24 protein-coding genes and 2 pseudogenes are annotated in these 25,788 nt (G+C 67.1%); 14 read left to right on the plus strand and 12 right to left on the minus strand.

From position 1 onward, the window contains the following. The 6 genes and pseudogenes from ASF22_RS24860 to gmk form a co-directional block, all read left to right on the plus strand. Positions 1 to 96 (plus strand): annotated as a pseudogene (locus tag ASF22_RS24860) (IS5/IS1182 family transposase); the annotation flags it as partial. 146 nt (positions 97 to 242) lie between these two features. Further along, positions 243 to 392: pseudogene (locus ASF22_RS24865) on the plus strand (beta-ketoacyl-ACP synthase II); the annotation flags it as partial. A 404-nt stretch (positions 393 to 796) separates the two neighbouring features. After that, on the plus strand, positions 797 to 1,315 hold the full coding sequence (locus tag ASF22_RS24870; RefSeq protein WP_244474263.1) for a hypothetical protein: 519 nt from the start codon (positions 797 to 799) through the stop codon (positions 1,313 to 1,315). 736 nt (positions 1,316 to 2,051) lie between these two features. Next, positions 2,052 to 3,413: an endolytic transglycosylase MltG gene (mltG, locus tag ASF22_RS11270; RefSeq protein ID WP_056174169.1), complete on the plus strand. Its 1,362-nt coding sequence runs from the start codon at positions 2,052 to 2,054 to the stop codon at positions 3,411 to 3,413. Positions 3,414 to 3,681: 268 nt separating this feature from the next. After that, the gene (locus ASF22_RS11275; RefSeq protein WP_056264194.1) at positions 3,682 to 4,560 is read left to right on the plus strand and encodes a YicC/YloC family endoribonuclease; all 879 of its coding nucleotides are present in this window, start codon (positions 3,682 to 3,684) and stop codon (positions 4,558 to 4,560) included. Positions 4,561 to 4,571: 11 nt separating this feature from the next. After that, complete coding sequence (gmk, locus tag ASF22_RS11280) at positions 4,572 to 5,216, plus strand: guanylate kinase (protein WP_056173937.1); 645 nt, start codon at positions 4,572 to 4,574, stop codon at positions 5,214 to 5,216. Position 5,217: 1 nt separating this feature from the next. Here gmk and ASF22_RS11285 read toward each other — a convergent pair whose 3' ends face one another. Both ASF22_RS11285 and ASF22_RS11290 read right to left on the minus strand, forming a co-directional pair. Further along, positions 5,218 to 6,264, minus strand: a complete 1,047-nt coding sequence (locus tag ASF22_RS11285; RefSeq protein WP_056264196.1) for a lysylphosphatidylglycerol synthase domain-containing protein — start codon at positions 6,262 to 6,264, stop codon at positions 5,218 to 5,220. Between the two features lie 70 nt (positions 6,265 to 6,334). Next, a complete protein-coding gene (locus ASF22_RS11290; protein WP_200927128.1) occupies positions 6,335 to 6,739 on the minus strand; it encodes a hypothetical protein in 405 nt (134 codons plus the stop codon). 242 nt (positions 6,740 to 6,981) lie between these two features. Between ASF22_RS11290 and ASF22_RS11295 the strand changes: the two genes are divergently transcribed. Next, entirely contained in the window at positions 6,982 to 8,295 is a 1,314-nt protein-coding gene (locus tag ASF22_RS11295; protein WP_056264274.1) for a hypothetical protein, read from the plus strand. 109 nt (positions 8,296 to 8,404) lie between these two features. Continuing rightward, positions 8,405 to 8,680 carry a hypothetical protein gene (locus ASF22_RS11300; RefSeq protein ID WP_056174174.1) on the plus strand — a complete coding sequence of 92 codons (276 nt, stop codon included), beginning with the start codon at positions 8,405 to 8,407 and terminating at the stop codon, positions 8,678 to 8,680. A gap of 104 nt (positions 8,681 to 8,784) precedes the next feature. Here ASF22_RS11300 and ASF22_RS11305 read toward each other — a convergent pair whose 3' ends face one another. The 8 genes from ASF22_RS11305 to ASF22_RS11340 all read right to left on the minus strand — a co-directional run bounded on the left by ASF22_RS11305 (position 8,785) and on the right by ASF22_RS11340 (position 16,727). Beyond that, complete coding sequence (locus tag ASF22_RS11305; RefSeq protein WP_056173943.1) at positions 8,785 to 10,152, minus strand: sigma-54 dependent transcriptional regulator; 1,368 nt, start codon at positions 10,150 to 10,152, stop codon at positions 8,785 to 8,787. Positions 10,153 to 10,207: 55 nt separating this feature from the next. After that, on the minus strand, positions 10,208 to 10,552 hold the full coding sequence (gene fliN, locus ASF22_RS11310; protein WP_056173945.1) for a flagellar motor switch protein FliN: 345 nt from the start codon (positions 10,550 to 10,552) through the stop codon (positions 10,208 to 10,210). 18 nt (positions 10,553 to 10,570) lie between these two features. Then, positions 10,571 to 11,158 carry a FliH/SctL family protein gene (locus ASF22_RS11315; protein WP_056264201.1) on the minus strand — a complete coding sequence of 196 codons (588 nt, stop codon included), beginning with the start codon at positions 11,156 to 11,158 and terminating at the stop codon, positions 10,571 to 10,573. After that, positions 11,155 to 12,207: a flagellar motor switch protein FliG gene (gene fliG / locus ASF22_RS11320; protein WP_056173951.1), complete on the minus strand. Its 1,053-nt coding sequence runs from the start codon at positions 12,205 to 12,207 to the stop codon at positions 11,155 to 11,157. The genes ASF22_RS11315 and fliG overlap by 4 nt, the downstream gene beginning before the upstream one ends. A 44-nt stretch (positions 12,208 to 12,251) precedes the next feature. Further along, complete coding sequence (fliF, locus tag ASF22_RS11325; RefSeq protein WP_056264277.1) at positions 12,252 to 13,865, minus strand: flagellar basal-body MS-ring/collar protein FliF; 1,614 nt, start codon at positions 13,863 to 13,865, stop codon at positions 12,252 to 12,254. A 231-nt stretch (positions 13,866 to 14,096) separates the two neighbouring features. Further along, on the minus strand, positions 14,097 to 14,372 hold the full coding sequence (locus tag ASF22_RS11330; RefSeq protein ID WP_018044452.1) for a DUF1153 domain-containing protein: 276 nt from the start codon (positions 14,370 to 14,372) through the stop codon (positions 14,097 to 14,099). A 101-nt stretch (positions 14,373 to 14,473) separates the two neighbouring features. After that, on the minus strand, positions 14,474 to 15,151 hold the full coding sequence (locus tag ASF22_RS11335) for a flagellar hook capping FlgD N-terminal domain-containing protein (protein ID WP_056173954.1): 678 nt from the start codon (positions 15,149 to 15,151) through the stop codon (positions 14,474 to 14,476). A gap of 13 nt (positions 15,152 to 15,164) precedes the next feature. After that, positions 15,165 to 16,727 carry a flagellar hook-length control protein FliK gene (locus ASF22_RS11340; RefSeq protein WP_056264203.1) on the minus strand — a complete coding sequence of 521 codons (1,563 nt, stop codon included), beginning with the start codon at positions 16,725 to 16,727 and terminating at the stop codon, positions 15,165 to 15,167. Between the two features lie 334 nt (positions 16,728 to 17,061). On the opposite strand from ASF22_RS11340, the gene mnmA reads away from it, so the two are divergent. The 4 genes from mnmA (at position 17,062) to ASF22_RS11360 (ending at position 21,906) form a co-directional block, all read left to right on the plus strand. After that, the gene (gene mnmA / locus ASF22_RS11345) at positions 17,062 to 18,210 is read left to right on the plus strand and encodes a tRNA 2-thiouridine(34) synthase MnmA (RefSeq protein WP_056264206.1); all 1,149 of its coding nucleotides are present in this window, start codon (positions 17,062 to 17,064) and stop codon (positions 18,208 to 18,210) included. A 37-nt stretch (positions 18,211 to 18,247) separates the two neighbouring features. Beyond that, positions 18,248 to 18,901: a class I SAM-dependent methyltransferase gene (locus ASF22_RS11350; RefSeq protein WP_056264209.1), complete on the plus strand. Its 654-nt coding sequence runs from the start codon at positions 18,248 to 18,250 to the stop codon at positions 18,899 to 18,901. 391 nt (positions 18,902 to 19,292) lie between these two features. Continuing rightward, positions 19,293 to 21,023, plus strand: coding sequence for a dihydroxy-acid dehydratase (gene ilvD / locus ASF22_RS11355; protein WP_056264211.1), 1,731 nt, complete (start codon positions 19,293 to 19,295; stop codon positions 21,021 to 21,023). Further along, positions 21,010 to 21,906 carry a tetratricopeptide repeat protein gene (locus tag ASF22_RS11360; protein ID WP_056173969.1) on the plus strand — a complete coding sequence of 299 codons (897 nt, stop codon included), beginning with the start codon at positions 21,010 to 21,012 and terminating at the stop codon, positions 21,904 to 21,906. The genes ilvD and ASF22_RS11360 overlap by 14 nt, the downstream gene beginning before the upstream one ends. Before the next feature lie 30 nt (positions 21,907 to 21,936). Here the strand turns inward: ASF22_RS11360 and ASF22_RS11365 are convergent, their stop codons facing one another. Both ASF22_RS11365 and xth read right to left on the minus strand, forming a co-directional pair. Continuing rightward, positions 21,937 to 22,563 (minus strand): glutathione S-transferase family protein, encoded by a 627-nt coding sequence (locus ASF22_RS11365; protein ID WP_056264214.1) that lies wholly within the window; start codon positions 22,561 to 22,563, stop codon positions 21,937 to 21,939. Positions 22,564 to 22,653: 90 nt separating this feature from the next. Further along, positions 22,654 to 23,442: an exodeoxyribonuclease III gene (gene xth, locus ASF22_RS11370; RefSeq protein WP_056173974.1), complete on the minus strand. Its 789-nt coding sequence runs from the start codon at positions 23,440 to 23,442 to the stop codon at positions 22,654 to 22,656. Between the two features lie 107 nt (positions 23,443 to 23,549). Here xth and ASF22_RS11375 point away from each other — a divergent pair, with 107 nt between their 5' ends. Both ASF22_RS11375 and ASF22_RS11380 read left to right on the plus strand, forming a co-directional pair. After that, entirely contained in the window at positions 23,550 to 24,254 is a 705-nt protein-coding gene (locus ASF22_RS11375; RefSeq protein WP_056264216.1) for a ceramidase domain-containing protein, read from the plus strand. A 151-nt stretch (positions 24,255 to 24,405) separates the two neighbouring features. Then, positions 24,406 to 25,728, plus strand: coding sequence for a homoserine dehydrogenase (locus tag ASF22_RS11380; RefSeq protein ID WP_056264219.1), 1,323 nt, complete (start codon positions 24,406 to 24,408; stop codon positions 25,726 to 25,728). Positions 25,729 to 25,788 lie beyond the last annotated feature (60 nt).

The following is a 25,788-nucleotide window of genomic DNA, read 5'->3' on the forward strand; positions in this document are numbered from 1 at the left end:
TACGAGCGCTATCCCAGCACACTCGCCGATCTCCACATCGTCGCCTTCGTCTGCCTCATGCTCAAACAGGCCGCTCAACTGGCAAGCGGTTCATAACAGTCTCTAGAGCGCAGGTCCCCAAACCTTCCAGGAGAGGGACAGGGTGAGGTGTGCGAACGCTCCGAAAAGGTCCCACACCTCACCCCAACCCTCTCCTTTCAGGAGAGGGAGCCCGTCGAGGCCACTCGATCCACGATAGAACCATCCCGCCGACCCTCAACCACGACAATCCATCCGTCGAAACCGCCATCGACCTCGTGCCGCACGAGGCCAAGCGCAAGTACATGGATGACGTCCTACCAAATTCGTTCGGTTTCCAAGGGACGAACGCGAACTTGGTGATGCGGCGGGTGGATCAGAGAAACTGCCACCTTCAGGTTGAAATTCTACGCCCGACTCGCGACCCGCGATTTGCTCGGGGCAGAAAACTATGCTTAGCTCAAGCATTATATATGGATGTTTGGTATGGCGTATGAATCTGCTCGAATTTTAATTCTTTGCAAGACGTATCCATCTCCGAGTTCGAAATACGCTGAGACATCGTGTGTCGCCGGCATTAGCGACACCGGAGAACTTATTCGCCTCTATCCGATACCTTTCCGTATGATCGGCGAAAAAGCAAAATTCAAAAAAATGGCAATGGATTACTGCGAAAATATCAAAGACAAAGTCGGATCGCCGAAGAGAAAGCCATCGGATCGGAGTCGACACGATTATCTGCGAAGGCAAGCCCTTATCGACCGATCACAACTGGAGGATGAGAAGAGATTGGCTTGAAAAACTTCCGGTATTTCGTAGCATCTTAGATTTAGAAGCCGACCGCAAGTTAAATGGCACGACATTAGGTCTATTGAAAATTGACCAAAATCTACGCCTCGACATCACCAAAGCCGACCATCCAGAATGGACAGAAGAAGAACAGTCAAAACTCTTAATTCTGCAAAATAAACTCGACTTATTTGATCCAACAGACAGATCCCAGATAAAAACCCTTAGAAAAATTCCATATAACTTTTATTACTGCTATGATCTAGATCGAACAATAAAGCATAAGATTGTAGATTGGGAAATCGGAGCATTATATTGGAACACCAGATTCTCCCACGGCCCCAGGCGGGAAACACCATTCAGAGAGAAAATCGAGCAATACCTTCCAAAGCAGGATCTATTTCTACTAATGGGAAATATTCATCGATTTCCAGACCAATGGCTGGCTATAAGTTTAATATATCCGCCGAAGATCGAGCCTTCAATTCAAGGCTCCTTTTTTGACTAAGAGATGATCAGTTTTTGAATTCGACAGCCGATCAGCTGCTTCTGATATAAAATTGCGATGGCAAGTTTTGAAATCTGCCTCAAAACAAACCAGACATACATTCAATTCCATTGAGGTGTCCGCAATCCATTCCACTAAATCTGAATTTTTATTGAGATATTCTACAAATTGCGATGTATAATTTGACCAATTTTTGTCAGCCTTATACTTATTTCTAATCGATTTCGGGCATCCGAGCGCCGGCAAGTGAGTATAGTCTATACCAGAAATCCTTAATCCATCGCAGAAGGCCTTTTTAGAAAATCCCGGCTTGCGCGAAAGGGGCAATTGACGAACATCTAGCACTAGATCGATGGACCTTTGTTTTAATTCCAGCAAAAAATCTGGAAACGTAGATCCCTCATACCCTATAGTAAATAATGAAAAAATTACTCCAAAATCTCAATGGACCTATCTGCTAAAGCAACAGCTTTAAACGAAGCACGTCGCGCCGCAGTGGGTTATCGCACAACGACCACACGAAAGCTTCTTTTGCAATACAGCGGATAACTGACTGCCAAAGCGGGCCCATTTCTGCAAGCGGGATGGGTTAAAGGCAATCCCCATTTCGCCACAAAACCGACCAAACTCGCGCGCCTAACGGCCAGCCCGTCGCGCCCATTCGAGGTGGCGCGAGACTGTCCCACGTCCTCGAAAAACGGCGGGGGAGGGGGCCCGAGGCCCGAACAGGATGTCCATGTTCTTCCGCAAGCGCCCGAATCCCGAGCCCGTGCCGGCCGCCTCCGAGGAGCGGGCCTTGCCGCAGCGCCTGTCGCCGCGCAGCCCGAGCGAGGCCATCAAGCCCACCGCCGCACCGCCGCCGCCCGATCTGCCGGAGCGCCGCCGGGGCGGCCTGCTCGCCACCATCTCGGGCCTGCTCACCTTGTCGGTGGTGCTGGCCATCGGCGTGATGATCGGCATGACGCTGTTCGAGCGGCAGGTGAAGGAGCCGGGGCCGCTGCCCGCCGACAAGGTGGTGGTCATCTCGCCTCGCAGCGGCACCTCCGAGATCGCCGAGGCCCTGTCCCGCGAGGGCGTCATTGCCCACACGGCCCTGTTCGAGTGGGCCGCCCGCCTGAGCGGCAAGGCCCTCAAGGCCGGCGAGTACACGTTCAAGGCCCATGCCAGCATCAACGAGGCCATCGAGACCCTGTCGTCGGGCCGGCAGGTCCAGCACGCCGTCACCTTCCCGGAGGGTCTGACGAGCGAGCAGATCGTGGCGCGGCTCAACGACAACGACATCCTGTCGGGCGACATCAACGAGATCCCGGCCGAGGGCGCGCTCCTGCCCGACACCTACAAGTTCGAGCGCGGCGCCACCCGTCAGCAGATCGTCAACCTCATGCGCGCCAAGCAGCGCGAGGTCCTGGCCGACATCTGGAAGCGCCGCTCCGCCGAGATCCCGGTGAAGACCCCGGCCGAGATGGTGACGCTGGCCTCCATCGTCGAGAAGGAGACCGGCCGGGCCGACGAGCGGCCCCGTGTGGCAGGCGTGTTCGTCAACCGCCTCAACAAGCGCATGAAGCTGCAATCGGACCCCACCATCGTGTACGGGCTGGTGGGCGGGCGCGGCACCCTCGGGCGCGGCATCCAGCGCTCCGAGATCGAGCGTGCGACGCCCTACAACACCTACGTGATCGAGGGCCTGCCGCCCGGCCCCATCGCCAATCCGGGCCGCGCCGCCCTCGAGGCCGTCGCCAACCCGTCGCGTACCAAGGACCTGTTCTTCGTGGCCGACGGCACCGGCGGCCACGCCTTCGCCGAGACCCTGGAGGGCCACTCGCGCAACGTCGCCCGCTGGCGCCAGGTCGAGCGCGCCCGCCAGGCCCCGACCCCGGACGCGGCCGTCGACAAGGTCGAGCCCAACCCGACGCCCGATCCGGGCCGCGCCTCGGCCTACGCGCCGGCCGACGGCACCAACTTCGCCGGCGGCGCCGACCCCTCGGCTCCGCGTCCGAAGGCCTTCGACGCCTCCGAGGGCACACGCCTCGATCCCCTGCGCAACAAGACCTTCGACCTGAATTCGCCCAAAAGCGTCCCGGTGCTGAAGCAGCCGTGAGACGCGGGGTAGCCGCGCGCGTCCCCGCGCCCCGCTTGCGGGGAGAGGGCCGCGACGCCCCCGTCGTCGGCGCGGCGAGGCGGAAGCCGAGGGTGAGGGGGCGGCCCCGAACGAGCCTCCTGCTGATGAGAGGCCCCCTCACCTTCGCTTCGGCTTCGCCTGCGCTCCCCGCCTGCACGCCGAGGTGCAGGCAGGCCTCTCCCCGCCCGGCGGGGAGAGGGGAGCGGCAACCGGTGTGGCTCTCCTTCGAATACGGTCCAGTCCAACAATGATCCTCTCCAGCATGACAGGATTCGCCCGGGCCGTCGGCACCACCGGGGCGGTGCAATGGGCCTGGGAGGTCCGCGCCGTGAACGGGCGCGGGCTGGAGGTCCGCCTGCGCGTGCCCAACGGCTACGACGCGGCCGGGGAGGTCGCCCGCACCGCCCTGCAGAAGACCCTGGCGCGCGGGCAGTGTCAGCTCTCCCTCAACCTCTCCCGACCCGACGCGGCCCCGCGCATCAAGATCAACGAGGGGCTGCTGGCCGAACTCGCGGCGGCGGTGGCGCGGGTGCCCCGGCCCGAGGGCGTCGCCCCGGCGACCCTCGACGGGCTCCTGGCCCTGCGCGGCGTCATCGAGGCCGAGGACGAGGCGTCGACGGATACGGAGGCCCTCCACCGCGATCTCGCCGAGGGGGTGGTGCGCCTCGTCACCGACCTCGTGGAAGCCCGCCGCGCCGAGGGGCGGCAGCTGCGCGCCGTCATCGAGGCGCAGCTCGCCGAGATCGGCCGCCTGACCCGAGCGGCGGAAGACTGCCCGGCGCGCAAGCCCGAGGCCGTGCGCGCCCGCCTCGCCGCCACGGTCTCGACCCTGATCGCGGTCGGCAACCTCGACCCCGACCGCCTGCACCAGGAGGCGGTGCTGCTCGCCGCCAAGGCCGATGTCCGCGAGGAACTCGACCGCCTGGCCGCCCACCTCGCCAGCGCCGCCGACCTGCTGGCGGCCGGTGGTCCCGTCGGCCGCAAGCTCGATTTCCTGGCCCAGGAACTCGGCCGCGAGGCTAATACCCTGTGCGCGAAGGCGAACGACATCGCCCTGTCGCGGATCGGACTCGACTTGAAGGCCGTGGTGGAGCAATTCCGCGAGCAGGTTCAGAACGTCGAGTAGGTTTTTTTGCGATGCAGGCGACGGCGATCGAGCGGCGCGGGTTCATCCTCATCCTGTCCTCACCCTCGGGCGCGGGCAAGACCACCCTGACGCGGGCCGTGGCCGGCGACCCGAAATGGGGCCTCGACCTCTCCATCTCGGTGACCACCCGCGCGCGCCGCCCCTCGGAGATCGACGGCAAGCACTACAACTTCATCGACCGCGAGGCCTTCGACGCCCTGCGCAGCGCCGACAACCTCCTCGAATGGGCCGAGGTGCACGGCAATTTCTACGGCACCCCGCGCCGCCCCGTGGAGAAGGTGCTGGGGGCCGGCCGGGACATGATCTTCGACATCGACTATCAGGGCACGCGGCAGGTGCGGTCCAAGCTCACCCAGGACGTGGTGACGGTGTTCATCCTGCCGCCCTCGCTCGCCGAGCTGCGCCACCGCCTGGAGCGCCGGGCCGAGGATTCGCCCGACACCATCGAGAAGCGCCTCGCCAACGCCCGGATGGAGATCCAGCGCTGGAGCGAGTACGACTACGTCATCGTCAACGACGACCTCGACGACGCCTTCCGCTCGCTCGAAGGCATCCTCATCGCCGAGCGGCTGAAGCGCGACCGTCGCACCGGCCTGACGCCGTTCGTCGAGGGACTGCTCGCCGAGCCGGACTGAGCTACACCCGGGGCGAGACCACCGTGGCGCGGCGCGCCTCCAGCATCTGCCACGCGATGAGGGCCGGCACGCCCAGCACCACGTCGGGCACGCGCTTGGCCAGCGACAGCGCCAGCGACGTCCCGGGATCGAGGCCGAACAGGCCGCCGAGGAGCACGAACCCGCCCTCCTGCACCCCAAGGCCGCTCGGCACCGGGAACGCCGCGGACTTGATCGCCTGACTCAGCGCCTCGATCACCACGATCTCGGTCCACGTCACCCCCTCGACGCCGATGCAGGCGAGCGCGATCCAGATCTCGACGGCGCCCATGCCCCAGGCGAGGAGGTGGAGGCCGAATCCAGCCGCGAGCGCACTGCGCCGATCCGGGGCCCAGACCGCGTCGAGGGCGTCGTAGACCCCGCCCGGCGGGCCGTTCCGCGGCGTCACGGCCGCGCCAGCCCAGCGGCGCATCCGGTCGGTGGAACGGCGCACGAGGTCACGGGCCGCGCCGCTGCGCTGGACCGCGAAGAAAGCCGCGACGATCACCGCCGTCACGGCGAGCGCCCCCGCCGTCCAGGTCGCCAAGGCCTCGGCGGTGCCGCCGCCCACCTGCGCGAGCAGCACCACGCCGAGGAGCGCGAACAGCCCCTGGGTCGCCACCTGCATCAGCATATCGACGAGGATCGAGGCCGCCGCCAGGGACCCCGCCACGCCCCAGAACGTCAGCAGCCGCCCGCCGACCACATCGCCGCCGACGGACGCCACCGGCAGCAGCACGTTGATGCCCTCGCGCACGAAGCGCAGGATGAGGAACGCCCCCGCTTCAACCTGAGCGAGCCCCGCAAGGAGCCGCGCCCAGGCGAAACCACAGGTTGCCACGATGGCCGCCCGCACCAAGACGATGCCGATGAGGCCGAGGGCGCCGATCCGCCCGAACGCCTCCCCGACCGCATGCAGATCGTGCGTCACCACGAGCCAGATCCCGAGGCCCAATCCCAGAATCGTCCCGATCAAGGGCAGCCGGCGCAGGAGCGCCCGGCCGATGGCGCCGGTCGAAGACGGCTTCATGATGGGCGATCCTGGCGGATCGAAACGCTTCGGATCAGCATCATCGCGGGGGGCGGATAGCCTCGGAAATTCAGGGCGCACGCGGCCCGGAACACGGATCTTCCGGAGTGCCGGGCGGCGTTAGCTTAGCTTTGGGGCCGAAATCGGGGAGGAGGGCGGCGAGGATCGCCCGGCGGTCCCCCGCCGGGTCGATGAGGACGATGCGCCCCTCGGCGAGGCTCGCGGTCGTCGCCACCGCCACGGTGCGTTTCGGGCATGGACCGAGGCACCCGACCTCGACGAGGCGGGGCTTGAGGAGGCCCCCCTTCGACGACCCGCCGCACTCCTTCAGGGCGCGTTTGAGGATCGTGCGCACGGCGCCCTTGGGGAGTCCCTGACGCTTGGCGCATTTGGTGCAAACGAGAACGACATCACCGAATTTGGCCCGGGCGTACCGGATCTTATGGGGCGTCACATCGGTCAGGTCTCGTGTCATCGTGTTCCTTGGCGGGGCGGTCTGCCCGGCGTTCATTCGTTCCTGCGCTCGACCCGGCCGCTCGGGTCTAGCCACCCGGGCTCGACCGCTGAAGCCACGCCTTAAAAAGGGCCGAAAAACACGGGACTTCCCAGGGTAACGGCATGGGGTCGAAAGGGCTCCGCGCCGCCTCCGGTGCCATGGGTGCCGGAAGCGCGGTGTGGGGTCGCGTTCGCGCGCCGAGCCTTCAGGAATCCGATGCGATGAATGTCGACGAGGTCAAGCAGTCGGAGCGCCTGCGCGGGGTCATCGACCTCGCGCTGCGGGCGGTCCCCGATCTGCGGCGCAACGCCGAGACCGTAGAACCGATCCCCACCGGCCGGGCGCCGACCCTCCTGCGCAGGGCGAGCGAACGCCTCGACTGGCGGCGCCTTCCCGGCCTGCGGCCGGCATCCTCCAAGCCGCCGAACCTCACCATCGACCTGATCCGCAACTTCAGCGTCTTCGTGCTGCTACCGACGCTGATGCTGGCGATCTATCTCTACGGTTTCGCCGCCAACCAGTACGTCGCCGAAGCACAATTCACCGTCCGGGGCAATGTCGAGCCCATGGAGGAGGCTTCGGTCGGCCAGTTCGCCGACCTGATCCAGAAGCATAACAGTCAGGACAGTTTCATCGTCAAGGACTATATCCAGAGCCAGACGCTGGTGTCCAAGATGGAAGAAACGTTGAAGGTCTCGGCGATGTTCGCCCGTAACGAGGCCGATTTCTGGACCCGCTATCGGCCGCCCCAGCCCATTGAGGACCTAGCTCGATACTGGCGTAAGCATGTCATCGCCCGCATCGATGTGATCTCGGGCGTGATCACCCTGACGGTTCGCGCCTTCACGCCGCAGGATGCGCTCGCGATCTCCAAGGAGGTGATCGCGCGCACCGAGGTGCTGATCAACCAGATCTCGCGCGCGGCCCAGGCCGATCTCGTCGCCCATGCCGAAGCCGATGCCGTGCGGGCGCAAACACGCCTGCGCGAAGCCCACCTCGCCCTTCAGAAATTCCGCAACCGCTGGGGCATCATCGATCCGATCAAGGCGGCGGAAGCGACGCTGACGACCCTCGGCAGCCTGCGCAAGGATCAGCTCAAGGCCGAAACCGATCTCCAGGTTCTGCGTGGATCGAACCTCGACGAGAAGTCCCGCAGCATCCAGACCCTCGTCGCCAACCTCGCGGCGATCCAGCAGCAGACCAAACGGCTTCAGGATCAGCTGACGACGGAAGGTCTTTCGGGTTCCGACCCGTCGAACAACATGACCCGGGCGCTGCTCGAATACGAAGGGCTGCAGGTCGAGAAGACCATCGCGGGCAAACTGAACGAATCCGCCAATCTCATGGTCGATCGGGCCCGCGTCGCGGCCACGAAGCAGCAGATCTTTCTGGCGACCTTCGTGCCGCCGGATCTGCCCATCGCCTCGCTGTATCCGCAACGCGGGTATGCCCTCGTCGTCGGCTTCTTCTGCTTCCTGGTGGTGTGGAGTTCCATCGCCCTGATCGTCGCCGGTCTGAAGGATCAGCGTCTCTGAGGCTGCGACCGATCCGGCCGGATCGGATCGCGGCTCTCGGTCACCGGTTCGTCGTGGTATCTCGCCGAGCCGGCATTCCCGCCCGCCCATGCGTCACAGCCGGAACGACATGTCCGAATTCTCCGACCTCATCGCTCGCGCCGTAAACCCGTCCATGACGCGCGAGGCACGGGAATCCGTCTACGGCGTGGTCAAGGAAGCGGTGCAGCGCCTCCAGACCCGCGATGGGCTGGCGGCGGACGACCCACGCATCGCGCTGCAGCAGCACCTCGTCGAGGAGACGATCCGCGACGTCGAGGCCGATATCGCCCGCTTCGTGTCCCTGGAGAAGCTCGAGCGGGCGCACGCGGCCCAGGTCGCCGACGAGGCAGCGCGGAACCGCTGAGGGCCATGGGGGTGAGCTGAACCCAATCCCCCGTAAAGCGGTCTCCCTGGAGAGCCAGCGGCGAGCCCCGGAATGCTCGTCGGAGCGCCTCCTTCACCCGGGCGTCAGCCGTAGGCGGCAGCCGCCCGCGCGCTGCCGGGTTCGGCCACGCTCAGACCGGCATCGACATACTCGTTGAGCTTGTTCCGCAGGGTCCGGATCGAGATGCCGAGGATCTTGGCGGCATGCGTCCGGTTGCCGAGGCAATGGTCGAGGGTGTCGAGGATCAGGTCGCACTCCACCTGCGCCACCGTCTGGCCGACGAGGCCGCGGGTGGCGGCTTCGGCGACGCGCGCGGCACGCTCGGCCGGACCGGCGGCGGGACCACCGATGCTTTCGCCCTCGGGCGTCAGGATCGCGTCGGGGCCGATCTCCGGACCGGAAGCCAGCAGAACCGCCCGGTGAAGGGTGTTCTCGAGTTCCCGCACGTTGCCGCGCCAGGGATTGGCACGGACGAGCCCCTGCGCCTCGCGGCTCAGGGGTCGCACGGGCACGCCGTTCACCTCGGCGTATTTCCGGGCGAAGTGGCCGGCGAGTTCGAGAATATCGGCGGGGCGCTCACGCAGAGGCGGCAACTTCAGGTGAACGACGTTGAGGCGGTAGTATAGATCCTCGCGGAACGTGCCCTTTCGAACCTCGTCGAGGAGATTGCGGTTCGAGGTCGCGAGCACCCGGATATCGACCTTGACCGGCGCCGAGCCGCCGACCCGGTCGATCACCCGCTCCTGGAGGGCACGCAGCAGCTTCGATTGCAGCCGCACGTCCATTTCCGAGATCTCGTCGAGAAGGAGAGTGCCGCCGCTGGCCTCCTCGAAGCGGCCGATACGGCGGGCGACCGCGCCGGTGAAGGCACCCTTCTCGTGGCCGAACAGCTCGGATTCGAGGAGCGCCTCGGGGATCGCCGCGCAATTGACGCAGACGAAGGGCTTGGCCGTGCGGTTCGACTTGCCGTGGACGTGGCGGGCCAGCACCTCCTTGCCGGTGCCGCTCTCGCCGGTGATGAGCACGGACGCCTCCGAGCGGGCGACCTGTTCGGCGAGCTTCACCACCCGCTCCATGGAAGCATCCCGCCAGACGAAGGCGCGCCCGTCTTCGGAGACCGCCTGCAGCACCGCGGCGATGAGCTCGGGGTCGGGGGGCAGGGGAATGTATTCGCGTGCGCCCGCCTGGATGGCCGCCACCGCCGCCTTGGCGTCGGTGGCGATGCCGCAGGCGATCACGGGCGTGCGGATGCGTTCGTCGGTGAGCGCGGTGACGAGTTCGCGGATCGGCAGACCGACATCGATCATGATGAGGTCGGCGCCCTTGGCCCGCAGCACAGCCAGTCCCTGCGGCAAGCTCTCGGCGTTGGTGACCGCCGCTCCCCGGTTCATGGCGATCTTGGAGGCGGTGACGAGTTCGCCGTTGAGGCGTCCGATGATGAGAAGCCGCATGGCTCAAGGTCTCCGTGTCGGGGCCTCGCGCGGGCGCGCGGTGGGCCGGGAATGGTCAGTGATCGTTCTTGATGATCTCGGTCATGGTCACGCCGAGGCGCTCCTCCACGAGGACGACCTCGCCACGGGCGACGAGGCGGTTGTTGACGAAGATGTCGATGGCCTCGCCGACCTTGCGGTCGAGTTCGAGCACGGCACCGGGCTGGAGCCGCAGCAGATCACCGATGGGCATGCGCGAGGAGCCGAGCACCGCCGAGACCACCACGGGTACGTCGAAGACCTGTTCGAGGTCGGCTGCACTCTTGGGTGTGGTCGGCGCTTCGCGGATGGATTCGGTGCCGAGTCCATCGAAGGACGCATCCATTCCATTGAGCTGCGGCAGGGTGAAATCGTCCGACATGGTCTGGCTTTCAAAGGATCAGGCGGTGAGGCCGAGGGCATCGAGCACGGCGGCTTCGATGCGGGCGCGGTCGCGCACCACACCGCCGTCGGCCCATTCCATCCGGGCATCCCCCGGAGCGAGGTCGGGTTCCCCGAGAACCACGAGGCGGCCCTCGAAGCCACGCTCGCGCGCCAGACGCTTCACCAGGGCTTCGGCTTCGTCGACGAGGCTCTCGTGGACGCGGACCACGAGGTGAGGCACGCCGCGCAGATGCTGCAGGGCGGAACGGGCCGCATCGCCGATGGCGGCCAGGGGTTGTGTATCGAGGGCCTCGCCGGCGATGCGCCGGGCCAGCGCCACGGCGAAATTCATGGCCTGCGCCTCGCGCTCGGCGTCGCGTGCGTCCGCCTGGCCGAGCAATCCGGCTGCGGCGAGCCCGAGGCGCGTAAGGGCATCGGCCATGCGACCCTGCGCCTGCATCTCGGCCTGGGCGCGGCCCTCCTGCACGCCACGGGCGTAGGCGTCGGCCACCGCCTCGGCCAGGGCCGCATCGTCCTTGGGCGAGGCGACGCTGGCGGGGCGGGGCCGGAAGTCGGTGTCGAACAAGAAGGGACGGGCGTTCAATAGACCAGTTCCTCTTCACCACTCGACTTGGCGATCATGATCTCGCCCTTCTCGGCCAGGTCCTTGGCGAGTTCGGTCATCTTGGCCTGGGCCTCGTCGACCTCCTTGAGACGGATCGGCCCGAGCGATCCCATCTCGTCGGTGATGTTCTTGGCCGCCCGGGTGGACATGTTCGACAGGAAGAAGCCGCGCACGCGCTCCTCCGCCCCCTTCAGGGCCCGGCACAGGGTATCGTTGTCGATCTTGCGCAGGAGGGTCTGCACGCTGCCCGGATCGAGCTTCAGCAGATCCTCGAAGGTGAACATCAGCTGGCGAATCTTCTTCGCCGACCCACGGTTGGCCTGATCGAGGGCGGCGAGGAAGCGGCCTTCCGTCTGGCGGTCGAAGGCGTTGAACACATCGGCCATGAGCTCGTGGGCGTCGCGCCGCGTCGTCTGGGCGATGGTCGAGACGAACTCGACGCGCAGGGTCTCCTCGATGTGGCGCAAGGCCTCCTTCTGCACCGTCTCCATGCGCAGCATCCGGTTCAGGACGTCGATGGCGAAATCCTCGGGCAGGATGGTCAGCACCTTGGCGGCGTATTCCGAGCGGACCTTCGAGAGAACCACGGCCACCGTCTGCGGGTACTCGTTGCGCAGGAACGAGGCGAGGATCTCGGGATCGATCTGGGTCAGGCTCGCCCAGACCCGCTTGCCCGAGGCCCCTTTGATCTCGGCCATGATCGAGGAAACCTGATCCTGCGGAAAGATCTTGAGGAGAAGCGATTCGGTCCGCTCGAAGTTCGACGTGATGCCGCCGCCCGACGACAGGCGCGAAACGAAATCGACGATGAGTTTCTCCACGGTCTCGGCCTCGAGGGAGCCGAGCTGGACCATGGCATGCGAGACCTTCTTGACCTCGTCCTCGTCGAGCATCTGCCAAATCGGCGCACCTTCGGTATCGCCGAGCAGCAGGAGGAGGGCGGCGGCGCGCTGGGTGCCGGGCATGGCGGCGAAGGCCGCTCCGCCGGCATTGGCCAGTTCCGCCGCGATGTTCAAACCCGAGGACATGGCCTCAACTCCTTAGGGACGACGCGCGAAAGGCTAGGCGGATCTCAGTTGTCGTTGATCCAGTTGCGCAGGACCTCGACGGTCTCGCCGGGGCTGGCACGGACCATGTCGACCACTCGTTGCACGGTTTCGGCCTGAACCTGGCCGTTGATCTTGGCGAAATCGACGAGGCGGGCGGTCGGGTTGTCGCGTGGCGCCATCATCGCATCCAGCGCAGGGTCGCCGGTGCTCGCGGACGGGCCGGCCACCAGTGCGATGGCGACGGGCTCGGCGGTGAGCACCCTGCGCAGGAGCGGACGCACCACGGCGAGCAGCACGATGAGGGTCAGCATGGCCAGGACCGTCAGCTCGACGATGCGCATGACGTCCTCCTTGGAGGGAGACATCAGGGACTGGACGAGGCTCGGCTCGATGAACTCGGGCGGGGCCGGAGCCTCCGCGAAGCGCAGGTTGACCACCTCGACCTGATCGCCGCGCGCCTTGTCGAAGCCGATGGCCGTGCGCACCAGGGTCGTGATGCGTTCGACTTCGGCCGCCGGGCGCGGCTGGTAGGTGGGTTTGCCGTCGGCCCCCGGCACGTAGGCTCCGTCGACGAGGACCGCCACGGAGAGCCGCTTGACCCGGCCGCCCTCGACCACCTCGGTCTTGGTCACCCGCGAGATCTCGTAGTTGGTGGTCTCTTCGTTCTTGTTCGTGGAATCCTTCTGGGCCGGGGCGGCGCCCGGCTGATTGGCTCCGGGCAGTTCGTTGCCGACGCTGACGGCCCCCTCGGTCCCGCCCGTCAGGGAGGTCTCGCTGCGGGTCTGGGTCGAGCGCACCACGCGGCTCTCGGGATCGAAGCTCTCGGAGCGGCTCTCGATGCGGTTGACGTCGAGTTCGGCGCTGACCTGCACCCGGGCGCGGCCGGCACCGACGATGCCGGCGACGATCTCCTCGATCTGCGCGCGCAGGCGCCGTTCGAGGCCGACCTGCTTCTCCTCGAGCCCCAGCCCCTTGTCGGCCTCCGCGTCACGGGCGCCATCGGCGAGAAGTCGGCCGCGCTCGTCGACGATGGAGACCCGCTCGGGCTTGAGCCCCTCCACCGCCGAGGCGGTGAGGTGGCGGATGGCGCGGACCTGGGACGGATCCAGGTCGCCCATGAGCTTGAGCACGATGGCGGCGCTCGGCGTCTCGCGGTCACGGTCGAACAGGCGCCGCTCGGGGATCACGAGGTGGACGCGCGCGGCCTGGACCCGGCCGATGGCGCGGATGGAGCGGGACAGTTCCCCCTCGAGGGCCCGCAGGTGGTTCACGTTCTGGACGAAGTTGGTGGACGAGAACGCATCGCCCTTGTCGAAAATCTCGTACCCCACACCCGCCTGGCCCGGCAGCCCCTTGCCGGCAAGATCCATGCGCAGGCGGGGAAGATCGGCGCGGGGAGCCATGATGGTCTGACCGGCATCGCCCTTGGTCTCGTACTTGATGCCCCGCGCATCGAGGTCGCGGATCACCGCGGAGGAGTCGGACATGGACAGGTCGGCGAACAGCACGCCCATGTCGGGCTTCGAGACGCGAAGGATCACGAAGGCGAAGAAACCGATCAGCGTCATGGTGACGGCGGCCATGGCGGCCAACCGCGCCGGCCCCAACTTCATCACCAGTTCGAGAACCGATTTCACCGCGCGACGCACCCACCCGAACAAGCGTGGCGGACACCCCGCCCCCGCCCGGCAAAATTTGCCCAGGCCGTGGTTAGCGAGCGGTTAACGATGCGGAGACCATCGCGGGAATCCGAACGAGCGCCCCCCGAAAACACGAAAAAACCGCGTCCCCTGGGGGGCGCGGTCTTTCGAGAGGATCGGCGGGCGCTTTCCCCGTCGGACGAGGCGGTCCCGGTCAGATCCGTTTCGTCAGTGCCGGTAATGCTGGATGCGCGTGGTGCGCAGGCCGGCAAGGCCGTGCTGGTCGATGGAGAACTGCCAGCTGAGGAACTCCTCGGTGGTGAGGGTATAGCGCTGGCAGGCCTCCTCCAGGCTGAGCAGGCCACCCCTCACGGCGGCGACCACCTCGGCCTTGCGACGGATCACCCAACGGCGGGTAGTCGTCGGGGGAAGATCGGCAATGGTTAATGGACTACCATCAGGCCCGATCACATACTTCACTCTCGGGCGGCTTGGTTCGGTCATGATACGCTCTACAACTCGACTGACCTGTCGAGATTGGAAGCTACTTGCCTCCACTTAAAATATGTTGAAGCGGAACGATTGCATCTGATTCGTCTCGACGCTCATGTGGACAACCCTGTTCCGATGCTCCGCACGCTGCCGATCGGAACCCGTGCAGAGTCGATCAGGAGGACCGGTGCGGTGCCGCTGAGATCGATCCCGTCGACCTTGCCGGTGATCTGCGTATCGACGTTCACCTGGGTCCCCGTCGCGTCGCGGGCATCGACCTTGATGGAATAGGTTCCCGACGGTGCGCTCATCCCCGTGGATGCCCGCCCGTCCCATACATAGCTCTGCGCCCCGGCCGGCATGGCCTTGCTCTGCGTCGCCACCACGTTGCCCTGGGCATCCGTGATGGTGATGGTCGCCTGGGTGGCGGCGCGCGAGGGCGTCAGGGTCCAGGTGGCCGAGCCGCCGGCCAGATCGGCGGTCTTGCCGTCGGCGGTCACGGTCTGGCCGATGAAGCCCGTGGCGGAAGCCGAACTCGACGCCTTGGCGTTGGTGAGGATCGAGTCGAGGCGATCGTTGGACTTCAATTGCTGCTCGACGCCCGCGTACTGCACCAGCTGCTGGGTGAACTGGTTGGTGTCCATCGGGTCGAGGGGATTCTGATTCTTGAGCTGCGTCGTCAGCAGCGTCAGGAATTGCGTGAAGTTGCCCGCGATTTCCTGGGCGGACGTCCTGGTGGTCGAACTCGCCGACGCGGCGGTGTTCGCCAAGCTGCTGATGCCGGATGACATATCGGATGCCCCTTCAGATTCGGATGTCGAGGCCGGTCAGGCCCCTCAGGGTGCGTACGGGGATGGCTTCGAGGGCGGCGAGGCCCTCGGGCTGGTGGGAAAGGCCGGGTCCACCGGAGCGGCCATCGGGGCGGCGCCCATCGGAGCCCTGGTTCTCCGTGCCCTGGCCGCCGGACTGCGTGTCGCTGCGCAGGGACAGGCTGATGTTGGCCTCAGGGGCGTCGAGGCCGGCCTGCGAAAGGGCCTGCTGCAGGCTGCCGGCATCGCGCTGGAGCAGGGCGAGGGTCTCGATGCGGTCGACGACGAGATGTGCCATCACCGTCCCGCGCTCCTTGTCGATGTCGAGGCTGACGTCGATGCGTCCGAGTTCACCGGGATCGAGCCGGATCTCGAAATGGTTCGAACCCTGAAGTGAGCGTAGGCCGATGGTCATCGGCACGGCTCCCAACGGTACGGCGGGCGCGGCGGCTTGCGGCGCGGGGGCGGCCGTGACCGACGCACCGGACGCCGCCGTTGCGGCGGGCGCGGCCGAGAAGCCCGGCACGAGCGCATCGAAATTCTCCCGGACGGCGGACAACCCTTCGGGCATGGCGAACGCCGCGACGGGCTCGGCGCTGCCGAACGCCTCGTGCACGGCCACCGCCGCATCGGACTTGCCGCCGAGTGCCGGATCGAACTTTCCGGCCGCCGATATGTCCGGCCGGGCTAGGGTATTCTGCCCAGCGGCGGCGGGCGCCCCGCCCCTGGACGACGGGACGCCCCCGGATGGAAGCTGGAGCTGCCCCGTCGAGGACGAGACTTGCCCAGTCACGGCTGAGGCCTGACCCGCCGCATCCTGCCCCCCCGACACCGCGTCCCCAGCGACGGATGTCTGTCCCCCTTGGCCGGGTCCTGCTTGGAGCATGGGCTGGGGCGGAGGGGGCGCGGGCAGAACGCCGAAGCCCATGAGGGAGATGGCCGGCTCGTCGGCCGACAGCCCGGCGGGGTCCGTGTCCTCCTCCGTCCCGTCGCCGGTACCCACTTCCGAGGAACCGATGATCGCCGCGACATTCGAACTGGCGAGGACCGCCCCGGCCATGCCCGCCTCGGGGGAGCCCGCAGCGCCGGCCGGAACGGAGGCGACGAGGCCTACCCGGTCTTGCGACAGGGCGTTCGTCCCAGCCCCAGCCTCGCCGGATGGGCCGGCATTCGCCTTTGTCGAGACCTTCGCCGAAGGAGCCGGGGCGTCACGCACGGCTCGAACGGGCGCCGGTGAGCTTTCAGCCCCGGATGAATCGATCCTCGATGACCCGGCCTTGGTCCGTTCCGTGGTCCGGGTCTGCCCCGTGTCGATGTCCGGCGTCCGGGCTCGCTCGGATCGGCTGGCGATGTTCGCGCGGGCAAGCTCGGCCCGGGCGGTCTGCGTACGGGCGTCCGGTGTATGGACGTCCTGGGACCGGGTGGCCACGGTCGCACGGGACGGTTCGGGATCACGAACGACGAAAGCGGCCCGTGCCGGGGCTTGCGCCGAAACACGGGGGGCGGTCGGCGTCGCACGGCGCAGGAGAAAATCCGTTTCGAGGAACGTCTGCGCCATGGGTCCAAGGTCTCCTTGTCGGATCCTGGAGCAAGGGACGCGCCAGCCTCCCGAACCAGTCAATATCTTGTAAAGACGAGATTTTTTCGTCTCGGCCCGAAGGCGATGCGGCGAAATCTGCGCGTCGCCCGGCAAAACTTGCCGGGTCTGCAGAGGGATGCCCGACTCCGAATGAGCCGTTTCGTTCCTAGAGACGCGCTCTCTTCGAAGGCGCGAACCGAGTCCGTTCCGGTGGCGATCGGCCCTGCCGGCCCTGTCCCTGGAACTCGGGCGCAAGGAACGCTATAGACTCGCGACCGGGACCGGACCGGCCCCGTCGGTGAAACCTGGCGCGATGAATTCCCTCGATCTTCCCAAGGCCCCGCACGAGACGCGTGTCGTCGTCGCCATGTCCGGCGGCGTCGATTCCTCCGTCGTGGCCGGCCTCCTGAAGCGCCAGGGCTACGACGTCGTCGGCATCACGCTCCAGCTCTACGATCATGGCGCCGCGACCCACCGCAAGGGCGCCTGCTGCGCCGGTCAGGACATTCACGATGCCCGCCGGGTCGCCGAAGTCCTCGAGATCCCGCATTACGTCCTCGATTACGAGGATCGGTTCCGGGAATCGGTGATCGACAGGTTTGCCGAGAGCTACCTCGCGGGCGAGACGCCGATCCCATGCGTCGAGTGCAACCGGTCCATCAAGTTCCGCGATCTCCTCGCCACGGCGCGCGACCTCGATGCGGACGCCCTGGCGACGGGCCATTACGTCGCGAGCCGGCCCATGCCGCAGGGCGGACGCGGCCTGTACCGCGCCCTCGATCCCGCCCGCGACCAGAGTTATTTCCTCTACGCCACCACGGGCGAGCAGCTCGATTTCCTGCGCTTTCCCTTGGGTGAATTGCCGAAGGACGAGACCCGGCGCCTTGCCCACGAACTCGGCCTGTCGGTGGCCCAGAAGGCCGACAGCCAGGACATCTGCTTCGTGCCGCAGGGACGCTACGCCGACGTCATCGCCCGCCTGCGGCCCGACGCGGCCCGGGCCGGCGACATCGTCGATCTCGCCGGCCGGATTCTCGGTCGCCACGAGGGCATCGTCCACTACACCGTCGGCCAGCGCCGGGGACTGCGCCTCGCCGTCGGCGAACCGCTCTACGTGGTGCGTCTGGAGCCCGACACCGCCCGTGTCGTCGTCGGCCCGCGCGAGGCCCTGGCCACCAGTCGCATTCGTCTCACCGACGTGAATTGGCTGTCCGAAAGCGTGCCGGTCGATCTGTCCGTGGCCGTGCGGGTCCGGTCGACCCGGGAGCCGCGCCCGGCCCATCTCACCCTCGACACCGCCGCCGGCACCGCCGAGGTCGTTCTGGCGACGCCCGAGGACGGCGTCTCGCCGGGCCAAGCCTGCGTGATCTACGCGGATGACGGCCCGCGTGCGCGGGTGCTCGGCGGTGGCACCATCCGGCGCATCGACGCGTTGCAGGCTGGAGCCGCGCAGGCGGCCTGACCCACTCTTCCACTTCCCACAGGACTTCGAGATCGACATGCTGAGCGAGCCGCGGGAGGCCGGTCCGAGCACCGCCCTGATGCGCAAGGCCTATGCCCGCTGGGCGCCGGTCTACGACGTCGTCTACGACAAGCTGACCGAACCCGCCGCCCGCGACGCCGTGGAAGCGGCCGTGGCCTGCGGCCCGCGCATCCTCGAAGCCGGCGTCGGCACCGGCCTCTCCCTGGGTTACTACCCGCGCACCAGCTTCGTCTGCGGAGTCGATCTGTCCGAGGACATGCTGAAGCGCGCCCGCGCCAAGGTGCGCCGGCGCGGCCTCACCCACGTGCGCGGTCTCCAGGTGATGGATGTCTGCCGCCTCGGCTACGCCGATGCCAGCTTCGACGCCGTGGTGGCCCAGTTCCTCATCACCCTGGTGCCGGATCCGGAAGGCGCACTGTCGGAGTTCCTGCGGGTGGTACGGCCGGGCGGCGAGATCGTGCTCGCCAACCATTTCGGTCAGACGGACGGGCCGATGGCCAAGGTCGAGGAGATCGTCGCCCCGCTCTGCACCAAGATCGGGTGGTCGTCCGACTTCAAATCCACACGGATCGAGGCCTGGGCCCGCACCAACGGCGTCGAGTTCATCGGCGTCGCCCCGACCTTCCCGGGTGGCTTCTTCAAGATCCTGCGGATGCGCAAACGCGCCTGACACCGAAACCCCGCGAACCTCTGAATCCGGCCCGGCGCGTCCCGCACGCTCCGGGCTTCTTCATGATTGCGGCTTGGAATTTCATCCTCCTCCGAAGGTCCTTCGCGCGGTCGCACCGGACCAAAGCGTGGCTGTGGCGAGGTCGCAACACCCCAAAACCATCCAGACTTTGCCTTGGGAGGCGCCAGCCCCCGCCGCGATCCCGCCATAAACCGGGACCACCTCATGCCGTGCGGTAAACGGTAGTCCCCCCAACGATTTACCGCAGAGTTCCGAGTCATTCGACGAGTGAACCACGTGGGTTCGCACGCCACCCGCGTGGGGTCGTGCGGCACACCGGACGACCGGACCTCATGTCCAAGCGTAGCAGGCCGGGGCGGCGAGATTGACCATGGACGCGCGCACCACCGACAAGTCCAAGCTTCCGAGCCGTCACGTGACGGAGGGACCCGAGCGCGCGCCCCACCGCTCGTACCTCTATGCCATGGGCCTCACCAAGGAGCAGATCCATCAGCCGCTCGTCGGCGTGGCTTCGTGCTGGAACGAGGCGGCGCCCTGCAACATCTCGCTGATGCGTCAGGCCCAGGCCGTGAAGAAGGGGGTTTCGGCCGCCAACGGCACCCCGCGCGAGTTCTGTACCATCACGGTCACCGACGGTATCGCCATGGGGCATGCCGGCATGCGCGCCTCCCTCCCGTCCCGCGAAGTCATCGCCGATTCCGTCGAACTCACCATGCGCGGCCACGCCTACGACGCCCTCGTGGGGCTGGCCGGCTGCGACAAGTCCCTGCCCGGCATGATGATGGCCATGGTGCGCCTTAACGTGCCGTCGATCTTCATCTACGGCGGCTCGATCCTGCCCGGCTCGTTCCGGGGGCGTCCCGTGACGGTGCAGGACCTGTTCGAGGCGGTCGGCAAGGTCGCGGTCGGCGACATGTCCCTCGAGGATCTCGATGAGCTGGAGCAGGTCGCCTGTCCGTCGGCCGGTGCCTGCGGCGCGCAGTTCACCGCCAACACCATGGCCACCGTCTCCGAGGCCATCGGCCTGGCGCTGCCCTACTCGGCCGGCGCACCGGCACCCTACGAGATCCGCGACAGATTCTGCATGACGGCGGGCGAGAAGGTGATGGAGCTCATCGCCAAGAACATCCGTCCGCGCGACATCGTCACCCGCAAGAGCCTCGAGAACGCGGCGGCGGCGGTGGCCGCTTCGGGCGGCTCCACCAACGCGGCCCTGCACCTGCCGGCCATCGCGCACGAATGCGGCATCAAGTTCGACCTGTTCGACGTCGCCGAGATCTTCAAGCGCACGCCCTACATCGCCGACCTGAAGCCGGGCGGGCGCTACGTCGCCAAGGACATGTTCGAGGTCGGCGGCATCCCGCTCCTCATGAAGACGCTCCTCGACCACGGCTTCATGCACGGCGACTGCATGACGGTGACCGGCCGCACCATGGCGGAGAACATGGAGCGGGTGCACTGGAACCCGGACCAGGACGTGGTGCGGGCCGCCAACACGCCCCTCACACCCACGGGCGGCGTCGTCGGCCTGCGCGGTAACCTCGCCCCCGAGGGCGCCATCGTGAAGGTCGCGGGCATGCCGGCATCCGCCCAGGTCTTCACCGGCCCGGCCCGGGTGTTCGATGGCGAGGAGGCCTGCTTCGAAGCGGTCCAGAAGCGCACCTACAAGGAAGGCGAGGTTCTGGTCATCCGCTACGAGGGCCCGAAGGGCGGCCCCGGCATGCGCGAGATGCTCTCGACCACCGCGGCTCTGTACGGCCAAGGCATGGGCGACAAGGTCGCCCTCATCACCGATGGCCGGTTCTCGGGCGCGACGCGCGGGTTCTGCGTCGGCCATGTCGGGCCGGAAGCCGCCATCGGCGGCCCCATCGGCCTGATCCGGGACGGCGACGTCATCACCCTGGATGCGATCAACGGCACCCTCGACGTCGCCGTGAGCGACGAGGAGTTCGCCACGCGCCGGGCCGCTTGGACGCCGCGGACCAACTCGGCGACGTCCGGCTACCTGTGGAAGTACATGCAGACCGTCGGTCCTGCCGTGGACGGCGCGGTGACCCATCCGGGCGGCGCCGAGGAGACGCACACCTATGCCGACATCTAGGACCGCCCTCGGCCGCCCCGTGCGGCCGGACCGGGCCGCCCCGGATCGGCCGACGCGCGGACGGCTGCGCGTCGCCATGGCGGCCGGGCTCCTGTTCCTGTGCGGAATGCCCGTGGAGGCGCTCGACGCCACTGCACGCACACCTGTGCCCCCGGCGGGCTATCGCACCGCCCGCGAGGCCCTGCGCTCGGGCGTGCGCGACTACAACGCCGGCGACAAGGAAGGCGCCGCGCGTGCCCTCGAATACGCCGCCGGCCAGGGCCACGCCCTCGCCCTGTGGAAGCTCGGCCGCATGTACGCCGAGGGCGACGGCGTGCCCCACGACGACCTCAAGGCGTTCGAGTTCTTCTCGCGCATCGCCGACGACACCACCGACGACGGGCCCGACGCTCAGAATTCGGGCGTGATGGCCAGCGCCTTCACGGCTTTGGGCGCCTACTTCCTCGACGGGATCAAGGGCACATACGTGCGCCCCAACCCCGAGCGCGCCTACGACATGTTCAACTACGCGGCGTCGTATTTCGGCGACCCGAACGCCCAGTACAACCTCGCCCGGCTCTACCTCGACGGCACCGGCGTCGAGGCCGATCCGCGCCAGGCCGCGCGGTGGTTCAACCTCGCGGCCGAGAAGGGCCACGCCCCGGCTCAGGCGCTCCTCGGCGAACTCCTCATCAACGGCCAGGGCGTGCCGAAGCAGCGCGCCCGCGGTCTGATGTGGCTCTCCCTGGCGCGCGAGGCCGCGCAGGGCCGTAAGGACGACTGGATCGTCACCCTGTACGACAAGGCCTGGACGGCCGCGAGCGAGGACGACCGCCTGACCGCCCAGGCACAGGCCCTCCAGGCGCAGGCCCAGGTCACCGGATCGGCCCGGCGCCGACGCTGAGGTACAAGCCGCAGCGTCGGGCCGTCCGGCCTACGGGTTCGTGCGCGCCGCGAGCGCCGTGATGAAGGACGGACGCTCCAGGGTCGTGGCGACGTAGCGGGCGAGCTTGGGCCAACGCACGGCATCGACCTTCTCGTCGGCCAGGTGCAGGTTGTGGAAGCCGGTCACCACCGAGATATCCGCGATGCTGAAAGCGTCGCCCACAAGGTACGGCCCGTCGATCTGCGCTTCGAGGTAATCGTAAATCTTCGGCAGATCCTCGTTCAGCGCCTTCGTGACAGCGGCTTCGTCGCCCGGCTGGCCCAGCAATTTGGGCTTCACGACCCGGTTGGCGAAGGGGGCGATGATCACCGGAAACATTTCCGTATCGCCGAACTTGTCGAACCAGACCGCCCGGCCGCGTGCCTTGGCTTCCGTCGGCAACAGCGGCGGAGTCGGATGTTTCGCCTCGATGTAGAACAGGATTGCGGACGAATCCGCGAGGAGGAAACCGTCGTCGTCCATGGCCGGGATCTTGCCGAGCGGGCTGGCGGACTGAAAGTCGGCGTCGGGATCGTGGAAGAACAAGGGAATGTGCTCGGCGCTCTGACCCTTCTCGGCAAGCGCCACGAGGACCTTGCGGACGTAAGGGGAGTAGCCGGTACCGTAGAGTTTCACGTGGGAAGGCTCCTGTTCCAGAGGGACGCGGCGTGGCAACCCGCCACCGGCCCCTTGGTTCAGGAAAAACCGACCCGAGCGGGATGCAGGTCAGGCGAGTTCCACCGTCACCGGCACGTGGTCGGACGGTTTTTCCAGCCCGCGCAGATGCTTTTGTACCGAGGCCGAGACCAGGCGATCGGCGGCCCGGGGCGAGAGCAGGAGGTGATCGATGCGAATGCCGGCATTCCGGTTCCAGGCACCGGCCTGATAATCCCAGAACGTGTAGAGGCCGGGCTTCGGATCGCAGGCCCGTAAAGCCTCGGTGTAGCCCTCGGCCAGGAGCGTGCGGAAAGCCGCACGGGTCTGGGGCAGGAAGAGCGCGTCATTCACCCAGGCCGCCGGATCGGACGCGTCCTCGGGCTCTGGGATGACGTTGTAGTCGCCTGCGAGCACCACGGCTTCCTCGCTGGTTAGGAGATCGCGGGCGTGGTGCCGCAGGCGCTCCAGGAACGCGAGCTTGTAGGGGTATTTCGGGCTGTCGACGGGATTGCCGTTGGGCAGGTAGAGCGAGGCGACCCGCACGGGTGCCGTATCGTCCCCCGTGATCAGGCCTTCGATGTACCGGGCCTGCTCGTCGGTCTCGTCGCCGGGCAAGCCGCGCCGGACCTCGCTCAGCACGAGGGGGGCCCGCACCAGCAGGGCGACGCCGTTATAGGCCTTCTGCCCCAGGGTCTCGACGGCATACCCCGCCCCTTCGATCTCGGCGCGCGGGAATGCCTCGTCCTGGCATTTCAGTTCCTGGAGGCAGACCACATCGGGCTTGGCCTCGTCGAGAAACGCCACGAGGTGGCCGACCCGCTGCTTGATGGAATTGACGTTCCACGTGACGATCCGCATGGGGCTTGATGTCCTGAACCTCGGCGTCGCCCGTCATCGGGGCTTCGCGCAGCGGTGGCAAGCCGTCGGGGCGATCGCGAAGTCGAAGATGGACCGGGAAAAAGGATATGCCCGACACGTGGTTCGCGCCGCTCCAGGCCTATTGCGAGCGAACCGACGCGACATTCTGGGCCGAGCCCATCAACGCGGTCTCGAACGCGGCCTTCCTGGCGGCCGCGTTCGCGGTGATGCGGCACGAGGGGAGGGGCAGGCGACCCGACGCTCCCGTGCGAATGCTGGCCGGACTCGTCGCCCTGGTCGGCCTCGGCTCGTTCCTGTTCCATACCCTGGCGGTACGCTGGTCGCTCCTGGCCGATGTCATTCCCATCGCGCTGTTCATCCACGCCTACTTCTTCCTGGCCTTGCGGCGCTTCTTCGATCTCGGGTCGGGGCCGGCCCTGGGTCTGACGTTGCTGTTCGCCGGGGTCGGCTTCGGTCTGGAACCGGCGTTGACGGCCTTGAGCGGCAGCGATGTCGATGCCGTCAGCAACGGCTCCATCGGTTACGTCCCGGCGATCCTGGCGCTCTTCGGTGTCGGCGCCGGTCTCGCCCGCTCGAACGGAATCCCTCAAGAACCGGCGCGGCACGGGGCCGGGCGGGCGCTCCTCGGCATCGCCGCCCTGTTTGGCGTCTCCATGGCTTTCCGGACCCTCGACCGGAGCCTGTGCGCGAGCGTACCTCTGGGCACGCATTTCCTGTGGCATGTCCTCAATGCCGGCGTCCTCTACGGGCTCCTCGTGACAGTCCTTCGCCACGGCGCACGGAAGGCGTGAGCACGCCATCGGCGGGTTTGTTGCACCCCCTGGAAATTCGTTGCAGAAGAGCCCGCCGCTCCCGACCGGGGCGAACGGAATGCCCCGTGGACGGTCGCCCTGTACCGGGCAAGCCCTGGACGGGCCACTGGAAGATGACGGATCGCGCGCCATGAAACAGCCCCTCCGCCTCGGCGTCGCCGGCCTCGGCACCGTCGGTGCCGCCGTGGTCCGCATGGTCGCCCGCCGGGCCGACGCGCTCGCTTCCGCCAGCGGCCGCGAGGTCCGGGTCGCCGCCGTATCGTCGCGTGATCGAGGCCGAGACCGCGGTCTCGACTTGACGGGCGTCACCTGGTTCGACGACCCCGTGGCACTTGCCGCGAGCCCGGACATCGATTGCGTGGTCGAGCTCATCGGTGGCGCCGAGGGTCCGGCGAAAGCCACGGTGGAAGCGGCACTCGCGGCCGGCAAGCACGTGGTCACGGCCAACAAGGCGTTGCTGGCGCGGCACGGCGCCGCCCTGGCCCGGGCGGCGGAAGCGAAGGGCGTCAGCCTCGCCTACGAGGCGTCCGTCGCCGGCGGCATCCCGGTGATCAAGGCCCTGCGCGAGGGGCTCACGGGCAACGCCGTGTCGCGCGTCTACGGGATCATGAACGGCACCTGCAACTACATCCTCACGCGGATGGAGCGCGAGGGCCTGACCTTCGAGGCCTGCCTCAAGGATGCGCAGGCCCTCGGCTACGCCGAGGCCGACCCGACCTTCGACGTCGAGGGCTTCGACACCGCCCACAAGCTCGCCATCCTCACGAGCCTCGCCTTCGGCGTGGAGATCGACGCCGAGGGCGTGTCGGTGGAGGGCATCTCGGCGATCCAGCCCCTCGACCTCACCATGGCGGAGGAGCTGGGCTACCGCATCAAGCTGCTCGGGGTCGCTCAGGTCGCCGAGGGCGGGATCGAGCAGCGCGTACACCCGACCATGGTGCCGAAATCCTCGGCCATCGCCCAGGTGATGGGCGTCACCAACGCGGTGACGATCGACGCCGACGCGGTCGGTGAACTCACCCTCATCGGCCCCGGTGCCGGCGGCGAGGCCACGGCCTCGGCGGTCGTCTCCGACATCACCGACATCGCGGCGAACGTGAACCGCCCGACCTTCGGCCGACCCAACGCGGATCTCGGCCCCTCCCAGCGCGTCGCCATGCAGCGGCACGAGGGCGGCTACTACATCCGCCTCACGGTCCACGACCGGCCCGGCGTCGCCGCGGGTGTCGCCACCCGCATGGCCGAGCGCGACATCTCCATCGAGAGCATCCTGCAGCGCCGTTCGGAGAGCGCGGCCTCCAAGGACCCGCACGGCCGCTCGGGCCAGCCCGTACCCCTCGTGCTGATCACCTACGCGGCCACCGAAGGAACCATCCGCGCGGCCCTCGACGCCATCGCGTCCGATGGTCTGCTGGCGGAGGCGCCCCAACTCATCCGGATCGAGCGGGAATAGGCGCCCGGCGCAAGATTTCGCTGGAACACCGGAAGAAAACGCCCGGAACAGTAGTGTTTC

This window comes from Methylobacterium sp. Leaf87 (genome assembly GCF_001422775.1).
GTDB lineage: Bacteria > Pseudomonadota > Alphaproteobacteria > Rhizobiales > Beijerinckiaceae > Methylobacterium.

Excerpts from the sequence above, each read along its gene's own strand:
- ASF22_RS24870 (WP_244474263.1), top strand. The coding sequence starts at position 797 with ATGAGAAGAGATTGGCTTGAAAAACTTCCGGTATTTCGTAGCATCTTA.
- mltG (WP_056174169.1), top strand. The coding sequence starts at position 2,052 with ATGTTCTTCCGCAAGCGCCCGAATCCCGAGCCCGTGCCGGCCGCCTCC.
- ASF22_RS11275 (WP_056264194.1), top strand. The coding sequence starts at position 3,682 with ATGATCCTCTCCAGCATGACAGGATTCGCCCGGGCCGTCGGCACCACC.
- gmk (WP_056173937.1), top strand. The coding sequence starts at position 4,572 with ATGCAGGCGACGGCGATCGAGCGGCGCGGGTTCATCCTCATCCTGTCC.
- ASF22_RS11285 (WP_056264196.1), bottom strand. The coding sequence starts at position 6,264 with ATGAAGCCGTCTTCGACCGGCGCCATCGGCCGGGCGCTCCTGCGCCGG.
- ASF22_RS11290 (WP_200927128.1), bottom strand. The coding sequence starts at position 6,739 with ATGACACGAGACCTGACCGATGTGACGCCCCATAAGATCCGGTACGCC.
- ASF22_RS11295 (WP_056264274.1), top strand. The coding sequence starts at position 6,982 with ATGAATGTCGACGAGGTCAAGCAGTCGGAGCGCCTGCGCGGGGTCATC.
- ASF22_RS11300 (WP_056174174.1), top strand. The coding sequence starts at position 8,405 with ATGTCCGAATTCTCCGACCTCATCGCTCGCGCCGTAAACCCGTCCATG.
- ASF22_RS11305 (WP_056173943.1), bottom strand. The coding sequence starts at position 10,152 with ATGCGGCTTCTCATCATCGGACGCCTCAACGGCGAACTCGTCACCGCC.
- fliN (WP_056173945.1), bottom strand. The coding sequence starts at position 10,552 with ATGTCGGACGATTTCACCCTGCCGCAGCTCAATGGAATGGATGCGTCC.
- fliG (WP_056173951.1), bottom strand. The coding sequence starts at position 12,207 with ATGTCCTCGGGTTTGAACATCGCGGCGGAACTGGCCAATGCCGGCGGA.
- ASF22_RS11330 (WP_018044452.1), bottom strand. The coding sequence starts at position 14,372 with ATGACCGAACCAAGCCGCCCGAGAGTGAAGTATGTGATCGGGCCTGAT.
- ASF22_RS11335 (WP_056173954.1), bottom strand. The coding sequence starts at position 15,151 with ATGTCATCCGGCATCAGCAGCTTGGCGAACACCGCCGCGTCGGCGAGT.
- ASF22_RS11340 (WP_056264203.1), bottom strand. The coding sequence starts at position 16,727 with ATGGCGCAGACGTTCCTCGAAACGGATTTTCTCCTGCGCCGTGCGACG.
- mnmA (WP_056264206.1), top strand. The coding sequence starts at position 17,062 with ATGAATTCCCTCGATCTTCCCAAGGCCCCGCACGAGACGCGTGTCGTC.
- ASF22_RS11350 (WP_056264209.1), top strand. The coding sequence starts at position 18,248 with ATGCTGAGCGAGCCGCGGGAGGCCGGTCCGAGCACCGCCCTGATGCGC.
- ilvD (WP_056264211.1), top strand. The coding sequence starts at position 19,293 with ATGGACGCGCGCACCACCGACAAGTCCAAGCTTCCGAGCCGTCACGTG.
- ASF22_RS11360 (WP_056173969.1), top strand. The coding sequence starts at position 21,010 with ATGCCGACATCTAGGACCGCCCTCGGCCGCCCCGTGCGGCCGGACCGG.
- xth (WP_056173974.1), bottom strand. The coding sequence starts at position 23,442 with ATGCGGATCGTCACGTGGAACGTCAATTCCATCAAGCAGCGGGTCGGC.
- ASF22_RS11375 (WP_056264216.1), top strand. The coding sequence starts at position 23,550 with ATGCCCGACACGTGGTTCGCGCCGCTCCAGGCCTATTGCGAGCGAACC.
- ASF22_RS11380 (WP_056264219.1), top strand. The coding sequence starts at position 24,406 with ATGAAACAGCCCCTCCGCCTCGGCGTCGCCGGCCTCGGCACCGTCGGT.